The following is a 15,019-nucleotide window of genomic DNA, read 5'->3' on the forward strand; positions in this document are numbered from 1 at the left end:
GAATGCGAGGGCGCGGCGCAAATCAGCGGCGAAAAAGGCGAAGCATTTTCGTCACATGCAAATAATTTGTTAACATCGCATCGATCGGCAGGCATTCGCCGCACGCGTCGCAATTTATGCTATAAGCTATTGTAATATATAATAGATTTTCGATTTTACGCCTCAGGTCGCGGTCCTTTGGTCGCGGCCGTTCAAGTGTTTTCACCGCCTTGTGATCGCCTATTGGGAACGATTGTCGGGATTCCTACGTTCCCTCGTGCGAGACGTTGAACCGCCCTGCGAATGGCATCGACAAATTTGCAGGACGGAAGGCGGGCAGGAGACTTCCATGAACCACTCGATCTACAGCGCAGATCGCACGACCCATCTCAAGATCGTGGTCGTGGCTTTGGTTGCGGGTGTCTTGGTCGCCGGTTTCAGCATCTCCGCGCGCGACACCTCGGATGAAGGTCTGACCCAGACCGCGGGCACGCGCGTGATGAAGGCCGGTAAGCCGGTTGTGATTACCAGCTCAGGCAACTCTGTCGTACGCTAAAGGAGAATTCACGGAATTCACGTGGCCTTTACAGCCCCCAAAGTCGCCACGTGGATAATTAAGACCCCAACTACCCCCAAGTTGACTACGAAAACGCCCGCTCCCCACGGGCGTTTTCTTTTTGGTTTGGTCGGGACTGTTGCGGAGTTCGCCACCACCCCACTGACTTCATCCTGAGGAGTTCGTAGCCCGGATGGAGCGAAGCGTAATCCGGGATTCTTGCGACATTTGGCGGCGGTCCCGGGTTTCGCTTCGCTTCACCCGGGCTACGGGCTTTCGCGCCTCCTCACCATGAGCGGATAATTCGGCGACTAGCGAGTAGCCGGCACCGTCTCGATCAGCTTGCCGGTATAGATCGGGGCCGAGGTCGGCTGGCCGGTCGGCGATCCGCCGGCCTGCTCGACGGTTACCGCATAGGTCGCGGCATTGATCGTGCCGGCATCGTAGTCGGCGAGCAGCGGACGCGCGGTGAAATCGCTGCCGCCGATCACGCCGAGCGAACGCGGCTGCGACAGGCGGTCGGAGATCAGCCAGAGCTCAAAGCTCTTGCCGGGCTCGGCATCGGCGCCGACCTTGCGGACGGTGAAGTTCCTGGTCGCGGCGTCGACCGTCAGGATGAAAGCGGGCGAGCCGGCGTCACGCTGCAGCAGCGCAACATATTGCGCCGAAGGCACGGGCGATGGCGCCGGCGTCTTGACCTCGACCGTCTGGACGCGCGGTTTCGGCCGCAACGCTTCCGGCAGCAGTTCGGGCTGATAGACCTGCACCGCCAGCATCGCGACCAGGGCTGCGGCAAGCGCGGTGGCTATCGACGCCACACTGCGCAAGCGCCGAACCCGGCCCGTCAACTGGATGACGTTCGAACTGTCCACGGCGACGGAAGGCGCCACGGCGACCGGCGGCGCTTCAGCGACAGGAGGCGTCTCGGCAACCACGGGCTGCTCGGCCGGTGGTGATGCAGGCTCCGAAGGCGGCGGCGCCTCGGGCAGCACCAGCGCCGCCTGCTGCCCGGTGGAATGTCCGATCGCGGCCTTGATGTTTTCCCACACGATCGGCCGCGGCTCGACGGAGCCGACCATCTGGTTCAGCACGCCGAGCCGGTATTCCCAGGCGTGGACGATCGCGGTGAATTCGGTATCGACGGCCATCATGGTCTCGACCTGCGCGCGCTCGTCGGCATCGAGGGTGCCGAGCGCATATTCCGCGGCGAGCGCGATATGGTCTTCACTATGGGCCATCGTTCAAGATCCGGACCTCACAGCCCGAGACACTCCCTTATTTCCATCATGCTGCGGCGCAGCCACGTCTTCACCGTATTCACCGGTGTCTCGAACTTGGCGGCAAGCTGCTCCCGGCTCCAGCCGTTGTAATAGGCCAGCAGCACCAGCTTCTGCCGATCCGGCTCGAGACGGCCGACGCATTCCAGCAACCGCTTCAACTCTTCCGTCATCTCGCGCCGCGCCAGCGGATCGGGTGAATCGGCCGCGACTTCCATCGCGGTCGGCTCCTCCTCGATCGAGCTCTCGCTCTTCTTGCGCACCACGTCGATCGCCCGGTTGCGCGCGATCGACACCATCCATGTAATCGGCGAAGCGAGCGCCGGGTTGAACTGTCCGGCGCTGTTCCAGACCTTGACGTAGGCCTCCTGAATGACCTCCTCCGCGAGGTCCTGACGCCGCAAGATACGGAGCACGACGCCGAAGAGTTTCGCGCGCGTGGCGGCGTAAAGGCGCTCAAAAGCAGCCTCATCCCCCTTCGCCACCGCGGCAATCAGCCATACCAGCTCCGCTGGCGTCAGCATTCAGCGTCCCCCAAATCGCGATCCTCCATCGCGTCTTACGCCGGAGCAATCGAGAAGTTTCGTAGCATACCCTGCGCCGAAGGGGCCACCAAGTCGCCGGTTTCGGGGTATCTGCAAAAGAAAAAGCCCGGGCCTTGCAGCCCGGGGTTTCGCTTCGTGCAACCGATGAGTGTGAGAGGCGTCAGGCGACGCCAAGCCGGGCGCGCATCAGGCCGATACTGTCCATGTCGGCCTGCTCCCGGGCGCTCTCCTCGGCGCGCTCGCGCGCCTGGTCGCGCTCGTCGAGCAGCTCGACCTTCTTCAGCTCCTCGAACGCTTCGCTCAGCAGGCTCTTGGCGTCCTCGAGTTGGATGCGCAGCTCGTCGGCGGAACGGGTCAGGTTTTCCCGACGCTGGATCGCGGCCTTGGCGTAGGTCGGGTAGGCGAAATGGGAGGGGTCGTTGATCCCAGCCCGCTCCTGCTCGGTCTGGATTTCGCGCTCGAGATCGACCGACATGCGCTGGAAGTCGGCGATCATGCCTTCGATCTGGGTAACCCTTCGGCGCTTCTCGTCGACCTGAAATTTCTTCAGGCGAATCAGCGTTTCTCGTGACTTCATCGACTCATACTCCCCAGAAGTCCCAATCTGAACGCGGGACGGAGCCGGCTCCCCGGGGGGCCCCGCCGGCGTCATTAATCATGTGACGGGGATGATGGCCTGACAAAGTTAGCGTTCCGTTTCCAAATTGGTGAGGATTTGCGCCAATTGGCGATAGCCGTCATCCAGGCTCGATTTTTCGTCCTTGGCCTGGCGCAGGAAGGCCTCCAGCGGCTCGTGCAGCCGAATCGCCTCGTCGACTTCGGGGCTTGAACCCGCCCGGTAGGCGCCGAGCCGGATCAATTCCTCCATGTCGGCATAGGTCGCCATCACCTGGCGGCCCCGCATGATCACAGGCAAATAGTCGGGATTGGCCGATCTCGGCATGGTGCGGGAGACCGATTTGAGGATATTGATGGCGGGAAACCTTCCGCGCTCCGCAATCGAGCGTTGCATCACGACGTGGCCGTCCAGAATGCCGCGGACCGCGTCCGCGATCGGCTCGTTATGGTCGTCACCGTCGACCAGCACCGTGAAAATGCCGGTGATGGTGCCGACGCCGGTGCCCGGCCCTGCCCGCTCCAGAAGTTTCGGCAATTCGGTGAACACGGTCGGCGTATAGCCCTTGGCCGTCGGCGGCTCGCCGGCCGACAGCCCGATCTCGCGCTGCGCCATCGCAAAGCGCGTGACCGAATCCATCAGGCACAGCACGTCCTTGTCCTCGTCGCGGAAATACTCCGCAATCGCCAGCGTCAGATAGGCCGCCTGCCGCCGCATCAAGGCGGGCTCATCCGATGTCGCCACCACCACGACCGAGCGCGCAAGACCCTCGTCGCCGAGATCTTCCTGCAGAAATTCCTGCACCTCGCGGCCGCGTTCGCCGATCAGGCCGATGACGGTAATGTCGGCATCGACGTTGCGCGCCAGCATCGACAGCAGCACCGATTTGCCGACGCCGGAACCGGCGAAGATGCCGAGCCGCTGGCCGCGGCAGCAGGTCAGGAAGGTGTTGAGCGCACGCACCCCGAGATCGAGCGGGGCGCCAACGCGCTGGCGCGAATGCGCCGGCGGCGGCGAATTTCGGAAGGACATCGGCGACGGGCCCTGCACGAGCGGTCCCTTGCCGTCGATCGGTTCGCCCATCGCGTTGATCACGCGGCCGAGCCAGGCCGGTGACGGCCGCACCTGACTGGCGGCGATTGCGATCACCGCGCGGCAGCCGCGCCGGACACCCTCGAGCCCGCCGAATGGCATCACGACAGCATTGCTGCCGGAAAAACCGATGACTTCAGCCGGGATGAATCGATTCCCGCCGGTCTCGATCACGATCCTCGCGCCGACCGACATCGCATGGATGGGCCCCGCGATCTCGACCATCAGCCCGCGCACGCCCACAACGCGGCCATATATATTGACGCCGTCGATATCGCCGATCTGCTCCGCGAGCGCCTTCATTGCGAAAACCTTAAGTTTCCGCGCTTTAGCCGGCGACGCTTAACCTCGTGTTTACCCGCATCGTTAATCATTACGTCACTGTCTTTGGTGACTGAGAGAGCGCTCGCCCGTCAGAAGAAGGGCGAAACGCGGGAGTCGGTTAGGCCCGCCTCTTAATCTGGAGCTTGAGCACGCACGGTAGGGAAAAGCTGCTTCCACGCAACATCTTAGGGCGATTCGATAAAAATTGCACTGAAAGACCTTGCGAACCGGAATCAGATTTTGTTAACCATGTGCAGTCAGGATCCGAATCAGTTGTTCAAAGGCGTTTTGAGTGCCGCAAGTGCGGCCGACCTGACGCCCGGAGCGGCGGACTAAAGGGGACTGGCATGCGCGTTTTGCTGATTGAAGATGACAGCGCTGTCGCGCAGTCGATCGAGCTGATGCTCAAATCCGAGAGTTTCAACGTCTATACGACGGATCTCGGAGAGGAAGGCGTCGATCTCGGTAAGCTCTACGATTACGACATTATCCTTCTCGACCTCAACCTGCCCGACATGTCCGGCTACGACGTGCTCAAGCAGCTCCGGGTTTCGAAGATCAAGACCCCCATTCTGATCCTCTCCGGCCTCGCCGGCATCGAGGATAAGGTCAAGGGCCTCGGCGTCGGCGCCGACGACTACATGACCAAGCCCTTCCACAAGGACGAACTGGTCGCCCGCATCCACGCCATCGTGCGCCGTTCCAAGGGTCACGCCCAGTCGGTCATCCAGACCGGCGATCTCGTCGTCAATCTCGACACCAAGACGGTCGAAGTCGGCGGCCAGCGGGTGCATCTGACGGGCAAGGAATACCAGATGCTGGAGCTGCTCTCGCTCCGCAAGGGAACCACCCTGACCAAGGAAATGTTCCTCAACCATCTCTATGGCGGCATGGACGAGCCCGAGCTGAAGATCATCGACGTCTTCATCTGCAAGCTGCGCAAGAAGCTGGCGAACGCCTCCGAGGGCCGCAACTTCATCGAAACCGTCTGGGGCCGCGGCTACGTGCTGCGCGAGCCGCACGAGCAGGAAGAGCGCATCCCCGCCTGACCAGGGTTTACGGCAAGCTGCAAGGCTCACTCCGCCCGACTGGACCCCGCCAAAAATGGCGGGGTTTTTGTTTGGGGCAGATGGCTCCCGTCAATTGCGCCATCGGCCATCGGTGCGTTGCCCAGCCGTCCGGCGCAGGCCGGACGGCACGCCGTTCCGAAACTCAGGACCGCGCGAGCGCGTCGAGCTTGCCTTGAAGCTCGTCAATCGCCGGCTTCGCAACATCGCCAGCGCCGGGCGTCGCCAGCACCTTGTCACACATCTGGTTGATCATGGGGGTCGCGACAACAACCAGCTTTACGAGGGTGCTCTTTCCTTCAGGAGAGAGCTGCGCCGCGCGCGAGCCGACCTCATTCAACTGATCTGTCGCTTCCTTTAGTTTGGGCAGGGCGGCCTGGGCCGATGCGGCATCGGTGATGCCGGAAAGCACGATCCTGATGGACCCAACCGACGAGTTGACCTGGTTCGCAAGATTCATCCCTCCGACCGTTAAATCCGTCGGGGCCTTGCCCACGGTTCCGGTCTCGGTCTGCTTCGTGAAGGGAGGCGACACCTGAGCGACTGTGTCCTCCCCTGGACGACCAAGGGCGAACCAGATCAGACCACCCAATACCACCGCGGCGACCAGCCAATACGGCCATTGTGGTACCGCGGTCCTGCGGGCCGCCGCGGAGGCCGCCTGACCGGCCCCGGAAATGGTCCGCTCCGAAGCCTCTGCAATTCGGCTGCCGGCCGTACTGGCCGCCGCCGCACCGCTGCGCAAGCTTTCAGTCGCGCCATCGATAAGACCGGCGGCACTCAACTGGCCGGCAAGACCGGATGGCATTGCCGCGGCGATCTGATCCTTCTGTGAAGTGAGGAGGGACGCCAGCCCGCTTGCGTCGAGACCAGCGCTGCGTTGCTGCTGACCCAGAGCGCCAAGGACCACCGGGCCAAGCATGCCGAGCATCGACTTGGTCGTACCCTCGCCGATCCCTGCGAACTTGCCGATGGTCTGCGCCATCGCATCCAGGGTTCCGCCACCGAACAGGCCGGAAAGCATGTTCGACCCGGTTTCCGCGAGCGAGTTCAGATCGCGATCGCCGGTGAGATCCTTGAGGCTATCGAGCGACCCGGATTGCTGTGTCAGCGTATTCGTGAGCTGGCGTGCCCCATTGGGAGTGGAGGCAACGTCAGCGAGACTTGCAAGAAGGGCGGGAATTGCACCCGCTATGGCTTTTTGCGCGACATTGCGATCAAGACCCAGAGCAGAAGCGATCTTCGCGATCATGTCCGGTGTGAGGAATTGCGTTACTACAGAGACCAAATTCGTGACCATGGCGATCCTCCCGAGCAAGGGTGCAATTACCTGCTCAAGTTAATCCCCGCCCACTCCGGATTGCTCCCCAAAGTTTAATCACCTTATATTACAACCTCTCCGGATCGATCGAAGTTCCACAAGAACCTGCGCGTCAAAACAAGCATCTGGAGCCCGGTTCTGATTCAATCAGAACCCGGGCTCCAGGCAGAGTTTTTATTGGGATTGAACCGCCTGCTCCTATGCGCCGACTGACAGATCGTGCGAACCTTATCGAACGCACGAGTCGGGGCGAATTCAATGATTTTGCAATCCCTCGCCGGGCTTCCGGCGTTCCTGGTGTATTTCTGCATGGCGATCATTGCCGTCGTTGCCTACCTCTTCGTCTATACCCGCGTCACCGCGCATAACGAGTTCGACCTGATCCGCGCCAACGAGCCGGCAGCGGCGATCGCGCTGGGCCTGAGCCTGCTCGGCTTCGTGCTGCCGCTGGTTAGCGCCATCGCCCATTCCGCCAATGTCTGGGATTGCCTGATCTGGGCCGCGATCGCGCTGATCGTGCAGATCATCGTTTATTTCCTCGTCCGGGTGCCGGTACCGAACCTTTCGAAGAGGATCGCTTCCGGTGAACTCGCCGCCGCGATCTGGCTCGGGCTGTCCTCGCTGGCCGCCGGTGCGATCAACGCTGCCTGCATGATCTACTGACCATGGCCAACAAATCAGACCAGGAATTTGGCAAGCGCAATCAGGTCTCGGTGCCGGCGGCACCGCGCCCCGTTCCGCCGCCGCCGGCCAAGCGATCGAGTCACGTTGCGCTCCTGCTGATGGGCACGTTTGCCGTCGGCAGCGCCGCCTACACGCTGATGCCGAGCCAGAATTGCGAGCGGCCGCCGAATGCCTCCGCGGCATCGCCGACGCAAAGCAGCACCGAATGCTCATCGCGCAGTTCTTCGTCCAGCCATGGCGGCTCGGGCGGCGGATCGTCTTCGCGCAGCAGTTACTACAGCGGCAGCTCCTCGTCGGACCACTCATCCTCCTCCAGCACGCACGACACCAGTTCGCACAGCGCGCAGCGCGGCGGCTTCGGCTCGTTTGCGCATGCGGTTGGCTTTTCCGGCGGGTAATCCATGCAGCGCATCGATTGCCCCGAACGCGATGACTGGCGCACCACGGCCGCAAACTTCGGATTTGATTTTCACACCATCAACGGCGAGCGCTATTGGGACGAACGGGCCTATTACGCGTTCACGCTGGACGAGATCGAACGGCGGATCGAGGCGCCCACCGGCGAGATCGATGCGATGTGCCTGGAACTGGTCGGCCGCGCGATCAACGACGAAAAATATCTGCGCCGGTTGAAAATACCCGAAGCCTTCTGGCCGCTGCTGTCCGAGAGCTGGCGCCGCCGTGATGCCAGCCTCTACGGCCGGCTGGACCTGAGCTACGACGGCCGGAGCCCGGCGAAACTGCTGGAGTACAACGCCGACACCCCGACCTCGATTTTCGAAGCGGCGGTTTTTCAGTGGACCTGGCTTGAACAGGCGATGGAGCGCAACATCATTCCGAAGCGCGCCGACCAGTTCAATTCAATCCATGAGCGCCTGATCGACGCCTGGAAGAAACACGGCGGCGCGAAGCATCTGCATCTCGCGGGGATCACCGATAATGCCGAGGATGCCGGCACGCTGGCCTATCTGCAGGACACCGCGAGCCAGGCTGGATTGAAGACCACGCTGATGGACATCAAGGACGTCGGACTCGGCGGTGATGGCCGCTTCGTCGATCTCGACGATCGCGGAATTGAGCTCGCCTTCAAACTCTATCCCTGGGAATGGATGTTCCACGACGCATTCGGCGCGAAGCTGTCGAGCGCGCCGACACGCTGGATCGAGCCACCCTGGAAAGCGATCCTTTCCAACAAGGGCATTCTACCGCTGCTATGGGAGATGTTTCCGAAGCACCCCAATTTGCTGCCGGCTTATTTCGAGGACGATCCGAAGGCGGCAATGCTTGGCTCCTCGTTCGTGCGCAAGCCGCTTTATTCGCGCGAAGGCGCCAATGTCGCGCTCGTCAGCGCCGGCGCCACGCTGATGGAACAGCAAGGCCCGTACGGGGCGGAAGGATTCATCCGGCAGGGTTTCGCGCCGCTGCCGAGCTTTTCCGACCAATACCCGGTGCTTGGAAGCTGGCTGGTCGATCACACGCCATGCGGCCTGTCGATCCGCGAGGACGAGAACCCGATCACCGGCAACACGTCACGCTTCCTGCCGCACGCGATATTGTAGCGTGACATGGCAAGCGGACGAGGCGAAGACCAGGCTCAGCGCGCCGCGGCGACGGCCCGCAGGGTTTGCGGCACCAGGGGCGACGCCCCCACCCGGATCACCGGCGCGATATTCGTACGATAAAGTCCGCGCCGCTCCGGATAGGGCTTGAAGGTGTTGGTGATGCCGACCACGGATTCGGCCGCGCCCAGCGCCAGGACGCCATCGGGCTCCAGCATTCGGGAAAGCCGCTCGAAGATGTTGGTCTTGGTATTCTGATCGAAATAGATCAGCACGTTGCGGCAGAAGATGATGTCGAACACGCCGAGATGGGAGAAATCCTGCAGCAGGTTGAGCTGACGATGCTGCACCATGCTGCGGATCTCGGCATTGATCTGCCAGAGCTCGCCGTTCTGGGTGAAATACTTCACCAGCAACCCGATCGGCAGTCCGCGCTGCACCTCGAACTGGCTGAAGATTCCGGCCTTCGATTTCTCCAGCACCGCCTGCGACAGGTCGGTCGCGACGATCTCGGTGCGCCAGCCCGACAGCAAGTGTCCGGCTTCCTTCAGGCACATCGCGATCGAATACGGCTCCTGCCCGGTGGAGGAAGCCGCGCACCAGATGCGTAAAGCGCGGCGGGCCGCACGCGCCTGCACCAATGCCGGGATGACCGTCTCCCGCAAATGATCGAACGGAATCTTGTCGCGAAAGAAGAAGGTCTCGTTGGTGGTCATCGCTTCGACCACCTCCGCCGTCAGCGCGACAGCTCCGCCCTTCATCTTCTCGACGAGTTCGGAAATGCCCGGCAGGCTGGACTTGCGCGCCAGTGGCAACAACCGGCTTTCGACCAGATATTGCTTGTCGGCGGAAAGATCGAGCCCGGAGCGCTCTTTCAGAAGTTTACGCAGATACTCATAGTCTGAAGGCGTCACGAACGATCTCCCGAAAACAACCGAACCAGTTTTGGCGCGATCTGATTGAGCGGCAGAACCGCCGCGCAAATACCTGCATTGGCGGCCGCGCCGGGCATGCCCCACACCACGCTGGTCGCTTCGTCCTGGGCAATCACGCTGCCGCCGGCGGCGACGATGTCCTTGCCGCCGCGCATGCCGTCGGAGCCCATGCCGGTCAGAATCACCGACATGATGCCGCCCTGCCAGACGTCGATGGCGGAGTTGAACAGCGGGTCCACCGCGGGTTTGCAGAAGTTCACCGGCGGCCCGTCATCGAGCGCGATCGTGGTCTCGGCGCCATGGCGCACCACGCGCATGTGGCGACCGCCCGGCGCAAGATAGATCCGGCCGGGCTTGACGATCTCGCCATCGACGGCTTCATGCGCCGGCCGGCGGCTCGCGCGCGCCAGATGTTCGGCGAGAATTGTGGTGAAGGTCGGCGGCATGTGCTGGGTGATCAGCACCGGGAAACGATCGATCACCGGGCCGATGTCGGCAACCAGCGCCATCAGAGCCTGCGGGCCGCCGGTCGACGAGCCGATCAGGAGCACCCGCGGCGCCAGCATGCTGAAGGGCCGGCGCGCCAGTTGCAGTTGCGTAGCCGGTGCAGCGGCCGGTTGGGCCGATACTTCGCGTGCCCGCTCAGGGGCCGGCGCCATGGACGGGCTCGCGGCAGGCTGCGCACGCCGGCGGGCCCTGGCGCCCAGATGACGAATCTTCTGAATCAGATCGTGGTGGAAGGTCTCGGCCGCGGTGGCCTCGCGCGTGCTCTCCGGCTTTGGAATGTAGTCGGACGCGCCGAGCGAAAGCGCCTTGAAGCTGATCTCCGCATTGCGGCGGGTCAGCGTCGACGCCATGATGATGACGAGGTCGCGCTTTTTCGCCAGCAGTTGCGGCAGCGCCGAAATGCCGTCGAGCTCCGGCATCTCGATATCGAGCACGGCAACATCGGGCTTGATGCGTTCGATCTGGTTGACGGCGTCGAGACCGGTACGCAAGGAGGCCGAAACCTCCATGTCCGGCTCGGCGCCGATCCAGCGCGAGATCATCCCGCGGATCACGACGGAGTCGTCGACCACCATGACGCGCAGCTTGTCTTGCCGTGTCGAGATTGGCGGTGGAGACTTCGTTAACGCAACACTCATTACTTCACCCGACCCGACTCAAGCGGCACACTTACAAAACAACGCCGAAGGCCGTTGAGCCGCCGGGATCACACAGGCGAGATCAGAGCAGGCCGACTTCCTGGAACTTCGCGGTAACGATGTCCTTGTCGAACGGCTTCATGATGTACTCGTTGGCACCGGCATGCAGCGCTCGCGCAATGTGTGCGACGTCGTTTTCGGTGGTGCAGAACACCACCTTGGGCGCGTCACCGCCAGGCATGCGGCGCAGATTGCCGAGGAATTCGTAGCCGTCCATGACAGGCATGTTCCAGTCGAGCAGAACCGCTTCGGGCATGGCGCGCTTGCAGACTTCAAGCGCCTTTTGGCCGTCCTCGGCTTCGACGATTTGAAAGTCGAGACCTTCGAGGATGCGGCGTGCGACTTTTCGGATGACGCTCGAGTCGTCGACCACAAGACATGTTTTCATTTTAGGCCTCCAATTACACCAGATCCCAAGAGGGACGTTTCCATTCCAGGTTCGGTCTTCATGCCGCCATCAGGTCCGGCACGATTTCGAGAACGCGATCGACGTCGAGGACGACCATGAGCTGGCCGTCGAGACGGTGCACGCCGCCGGCGAGCTTGGCCATGCGGGGATCGAGGTTGACGGGGTTTTCCTCGCGGCCGTTATCGTGGAGTTTCAAGACCTCGCCGATCTGGTCGATCAGCAGGCCGTAGGACTCGCCGCGCAAATCGACGCCGACCGCCATCGGCGGCTTGCCGTCGTCGTTCTTGGGCAAACCCAACCGGGCGCGCATGTCGACCACGGTGACGATGCGGCCGCGCAGATTGAGCACGCCGGCGATCTCGGCCGACGACAACGGCACCCGCGTCAGCCGTTCCGGCATGAACACGTCCTGCACCCGCGAGATCGGCAGGCCGAACAATTGCCCGCCGATCACGGCGGTGACGTATTCGGCCACGGTGCCCTCGATGGTCTCGGTCTTGGTTGTCATGTGCACTTACCTTGTTTGAGCATGATCGTGCTCTACGCCGTCCGGCTGAACTCGTTCATGCCGCGTTCCTGGTCTCGGCGGTCTGTTCCTTCAGCGCCGCGATCAGGCCGGGACGGTCGAACTTGGCGACGTAATCGTGGAAGCCAGCCTGCCGGCCGCGCTCGATCGCCGCCGGCGACACCAGCGAGGACAGCGCGATGATCGGCATCGTGCTCAAATTGTTGTCGGCGCGGATCACTTCGGCGAACTCGAAGCCGTTCATGTCGGGCATCTCGATGTCGGTCAGCACCACGTCGAAGGTGTGGCCCGAGCGCAGCGCGGACAGCCCCTCCTGCGCGTTGACGGCGACCCGCACCTTGTAGCCGGCGGCCTTCAGCACCGGGGCCAGCATGTTGCGGAAGAAGGCGCTGTCGTCGACCAGCAGCACCGATTGCGCCGTCGACGACGCCCGCATCTCCTTGCGCGAGAACCAGTCGGCAAACGCCATTGGCAGGAAGTGGCCGACGTCGATCACTTCCGTCGCCTGGCCCTTGATCACGGCCGAACCCAGGATGCCGTCCTGCTGGCCGGCGACCTCGATGTGCAGCCGCTCCTCGACGATGTCGATGATCTCGTCGACCACCAGCCCCATCGAGCGGCCGTCGTCGGCGAACACCAGGATCGGCTGCGAGCCTGAGGTCTGCACGGTGACCCCGTTCATCTGCACCAGCGGCATCAGCTGCTCGCGGTACTGCACCATGTAGCGGCCGTTAGAGAGCTCGATCTTGTCGGTGGCGATCTCCTCCAGCCGGGTGACGAGGCCGAGCGGCACCGCCTTGGGCTGGCTCGATCCGGCGCGGAACACCAGCAGCGAGGTCAGCTGTTCGCTGCCGAAGCCATGTGCCGCCGCCGCCTCGTCGGCCATCTCATGGGCCGAGGAGCCGGAGGCGCCGAGCGCTTTCGCAATGCCGTTGGGGTCGATGATCATGATCACGGCGCCATCGCCCAAAATGGTGTTGCCGGAGAACATCTCGATGTGCCGCAGCTTGGTCGACATCGGCTTGACCACGATTTCTTCGGTGTGGAACACGCCGTCGACCACGATGCCGAAGGTCTGGCTGCCGACTTGCGTGACCACGATGAAGCCGTTCTCGGGGTCGCTTGACGAGCCGTCGTCGATCTTGAGCAGCTTCTTCAGGTGCATCAGCGGCAGCAGCTTGTTGCGCAGCCGCAGCACCGCGGTGTCCTTGATGCGCTCGATGCGGTGTTCGGAGTTGGCGCGCGCCCGCACCAATTCCACGACGGAGAGCTGCGGAATGGCAAAGCGGTCGCCGGCGGCTTCCACGATCAGGGCCGAGACGATGGCGAGCGTCAGCGGGATCTTGATGGTGACGCTTGAGCCCTCACCCGCCACCGACTTGATGTCGATGGTGCCGCCGATCTGGTCGATATTGGTGCGCACCACGTCCATGCCGACGCCGCGGCCGGAGACCGAGGTGACGGTGGCGGCGGTGGAGAAGCCCGGCGCGAAGATGAACTTGTGGATCTGGGCTTCGGTCATCTTCTCCAGCTCGGCCTCGCTGACGAGCCCGTTGGAGACGGCCTTGGCCTTGATCCGCTCGGTGTTGAGCCCGCGGCCATTGTCGGCGATGCAGATGATGATGTGGCCGCCCTCGTGATAGGCCGAAAGCCGGATCGTGCCCTGCTCGCCCTTGCCGCTGGCGAGCCGCTCGGCCGGGGTCTCCAGGCCGTGGTCGGCGGAGTTGCGCACCATGTGCGTCAACGGATCCTTGATCAGGTCGAGCACCTGGCGGTCGAGCTCGGTGTCGGCGCCGTGCATCTCGAGCTCGATCTGCTTGCCGAGTTCGCCGCTTAGGTCGCGCACGATCCGCGGCAGCTTCTGCCAGGCATTGCCGATCGGCTGCATCCGCGTCTTCATGACGCCTTCCTGCAGCTCGGCGGTGACGTTGGAGAGCCGCTGCAGCGGCACCTTGAACTCGGTGTCCTCGTTGCGGCGGGAGATTTCCAGAAGCTGGTTGCGGGTCAGCACCAGCTCGGAGACCATGGTCATCAGGTGTTCCAGCGTGTCGACGTTGACGCGGATCGACTGGTTGGCGATCTTGTCGGCTTCCTGGACGTCGGCGTCGATGGCGACCGGCTTCCTCGCCGGCTTGGCCTTTACTTCCTTGGCGGCCGGCGGCGCGGGGGCGGTTTCCGGCGCGGGCGCAGGTGCGGCCTGCTTGACGGCGGGGGCCGGCGCGGGTTTGGGCGCGGGGGCGGCTTCGGTGGCGGTCTCGCGGAAGGCGCGTTCGAGGTCGTCGAGCGAGACCTCGCCGGGACGCAACGGGCGTTCCAGCACCTGGTCCACCAGCGTGCCCGCCGTCATTGCTGTTAGCACCGGCGGCGCGGCGACCACCGGGACGGGCGCGGCCGCGGGCGCTTCGGCCTCGGCATGGTGGCCGCCTTCGGCCATCGCATGCAGCTTCTCGATCAGGTCTTCGTCGGTACCCTCGGGCTCGGTCTCGGTGGCCTCGAGGCCCGCGAGGATTTCCTTGATGCGGTCGATCGAGGACAGGATCAGCGTCACGGCTTCGGCCTTGACCGGCATGCCGTCGCGGAATTTGCCCATCAACGTCTCGCCGGCATGGGCCAGCGCTTCCAGCCGCGGCAACCCCAGGAAGCCGCAAGTGCCCTTGATGGTGTGGACCAGCCGGAAAATGTTATCCAGGATCTTCGCGTCGCTCGGGTCCTGCTCGAACCGCACCAACTGATTGTCGACCGTATCCAGGCTCTCGCTGGTTTCGGTCAAAAACTCCCGCAACAAATCATCCATGAAACCGGCCTTCGTACGCACCGGCACGCGACATCGACGTGCCTTACGGAACATGGCCAGCTTCTATGCAAAGCGTTTAATATTGGTTGCTCAAATGGAAAAGAACGGGATCAACAAAGAGATAAGACGG

General features: G+C 63.0%; 15 protein-coding genes. 5 read left to right on the plus strand and 10 right to left on the minus strand.

All coding sequences use genetic code 11. The features are described 5' to 3' along the window. The first annotated feature begins 328 nt into the window (after positions 1–328). Complete coding sequence (locus V1279_RS27180; RefSeq protein ID WP_334442235.1) at positions 329–535, plus strand: hypothetical protein; 207 nt, start codon at positions 329–331, stop codon at positions 533–535. A gap of 311 nt (positions 536–846) precedes the next feature. Here the strand turns inward: V1279_RS27180 and V1279_RS27185 are convergent, their stop codons facing one another. The 4 genes from V1279_RS27185 to fliI form a co-directional block, all read right to left on the minus strand. After that, entirely contained in the window at positions 847–1,773 is a 927-nt protein-coding gene (locus V1279_RS27185) for an anti-sigma factor (RefSeq protein WP_334442238.1), read from the minus strand. 17 nt (positions 1,774–1,790) lie between these two features. Next, a complete protein-coding gene (locus tag V1279_RS27190) occupies positions 1,791–2,336 on the minus strand; it encodes a sigma-70 family RNA polymerase sigma factor (RefSeq protein ID WP_334442241.1) in 546 nt (181 codons plus the stop codon). Between the two features lie 181 nt (positions 2,337–2,517). After that, entirely contained in the window at positions 2,518–2,934 is a 417-nt protein-coding gene (gene fliJ, locus V1279_RS27195; protein WP_057842912.1) for a flagellar export protein FliJ, read from the minus strand. A 108-nt stretch (positions 2,935–3,042) separates the two neighbouring features. Continuing rightward, positions 3,043–4,368, minus strand: a complete 1,326-nt coding sequence (fliI, locus tag V1279_RS27200) for a flagellar protein export ATPase FliI (RefSeq protein WP_334442243.1) — start codon at positions 4,366–4,368, stop codon at positions 3,043–3,045. A 368-nt stretch (positions 4,369–4,736) separates the two neighbouring features. Here fliI and ctrA point away from each other — a divergent pair, with 368 nt between their 5' ends. Then, positions 4,737–5,438: a response regulator transcription factor CtrA gene (gene ctrA, locus V1279_RS27205; RefSeq protein ID WP_015688285.1), complete on the plus strand. Its 702-nt coding sequence runs from the start codon at positions 4,737–4,739 to the stop codon at positions 5,436–5,438. 163 nt (positions 5,439–5,601) lie between these two features. Here the strand turns inward: ctrA and V1279_RS27210 are convergent, their stop codons facing one another. Further along, a complete protein-coding gene (locus tag V1279_RS27210; RefSeq protein ID WP_334442248.1) occupies positions 5,602–6,756 on the minus strand; it encodes a DUF937 domain-containing protein in 1,155 nt (384 codons plus the stop codon). 279 nt (positions 6,757–7,035) lie between these two features. On the opposite strand from V1279_RS27210, the gene V1279_RS27215 reads away from it, so the two are divergent. Genes V1279_RS27215 through V1279_RS27225 form a run of 3 tightly spaced genes read left to right on the plus strand, consistent with a single transcriptional unit; the run spans position 7,036 to position 9,020 of the window. Next, complete coding sequence (locus V1279_RS27215) at positions 7,036–7,440, plus strand: DUF350 domain-containing protein (protein WP_334442250.1); 405 nt, start codon at positions 7,036–7,038, stop codon at positions 7,438–7,440. 2 nt (positions 7,441–7,442) lie between these two features. Continuing rightward, positions 7,443–7,859, plus strand: coding sequence for a hypothetical protein (locus tag V1279_RS27220; RefSeq protein ID WP_334442252.1), 417 nt, complete (start codon positions 7,443–7,445; stop codon positions 7,857–7,859). Between the two features lie 3 nt (positions 7,860–7,862). Next, positions 7,863–9,020 (plus strand): glutathionylspermidine synthase family protein, encoded by a 1,158-nt coding sequence (locus V1279_RS27225; RefSeq protein WP_334442255.1) that lies wholly within the window; start codon positions 7,863–7,865, stop codon positions 9,018–9,020. 35 nt (positions 9,021–9,055) lie between these two features. On the opposite strand, the gene V1279_RS27230 is transcribed toward V1279_RS27225, so the two are convergent. The 5 genes from V1279_RS27230 to V1279_RS27250 all read right to left on the minus strand — a co-directional run bounded on the left by V1279_RS27230 (position 9,056) and on the right by V1279_RS27250 (position 14,889). After that, positions 9,056–9,934 (minus strand): CheR family methyltransferase, encoded by an 879-nt coding sequence (locus tag V1279_RS27230; RefSeq protein WP_334442257.1) that lies wholly within the window; start codon positions 9,932–9,934, stop codon positions 9,056–9,058. Further along, complete coding sequence (locus V1279_RS27235; protein ID WP_334442259.1) at positions 9,931–11,100, minus strand: protein-glutamate methylesterase/protein-glutamine glutaminase; 1,170 nt, start codon at positions 11,098–11,100, stop codon at positions 9,931–9,933. Before V1279_RS27235 ends, V1279_RS27230 begins: the two co-directional genes overlap by 4 nt. An 82-nt stretch (positions 11,101–11,182) precedes the next feature. Further along, the gene (locus tag V1279_RS27240; RefSeq protein WP_108517399.1) at positions 11,183–11,548 is read right to left on the minus strand and encodes a response regulator; all 366 of its coding nucleotides are present in this window, start codon (positions 11,546–11,548) and stop codon (positions 11,183–11,185) included. Positions 11,549–11,606: 58 nt separating this feature from the next. Continuing rightward, positions 11,607–12,077, minus strand: coding sequence for a chemotaxis protein CheW (locus V1279_RS27245; protein ID WP_334390203.1), 471 nt, complete (start codon positions 12,075–12,077; stop codon positions 11,607–11,609). Positions 12,078–12,132: 55 nt separating this feature from the next. Further along, positions 12,133–14,889 (minus strand): hybrid sensor histidine kinase/response regulator, encoded by a 2,757-nt coding sequence (locus V1279_RS27250; protein WP_334442262.1) that lies wholly within the window; start codon positions 14,887–14,889, stop codon positions 12,133–12,135. Positions 14,890–15,019 lie beyond the last annotated feature (130 nt).

Source organism: Bradyrhizobium sp. AZCC 1610 (assembly GCF_036924515.1).
Lineage (GTDB): Bacteria > Pseudomonadota > Alphaproteobacteria > Rhizobiales > Xanthobacteraceae > Bradyrhizobium.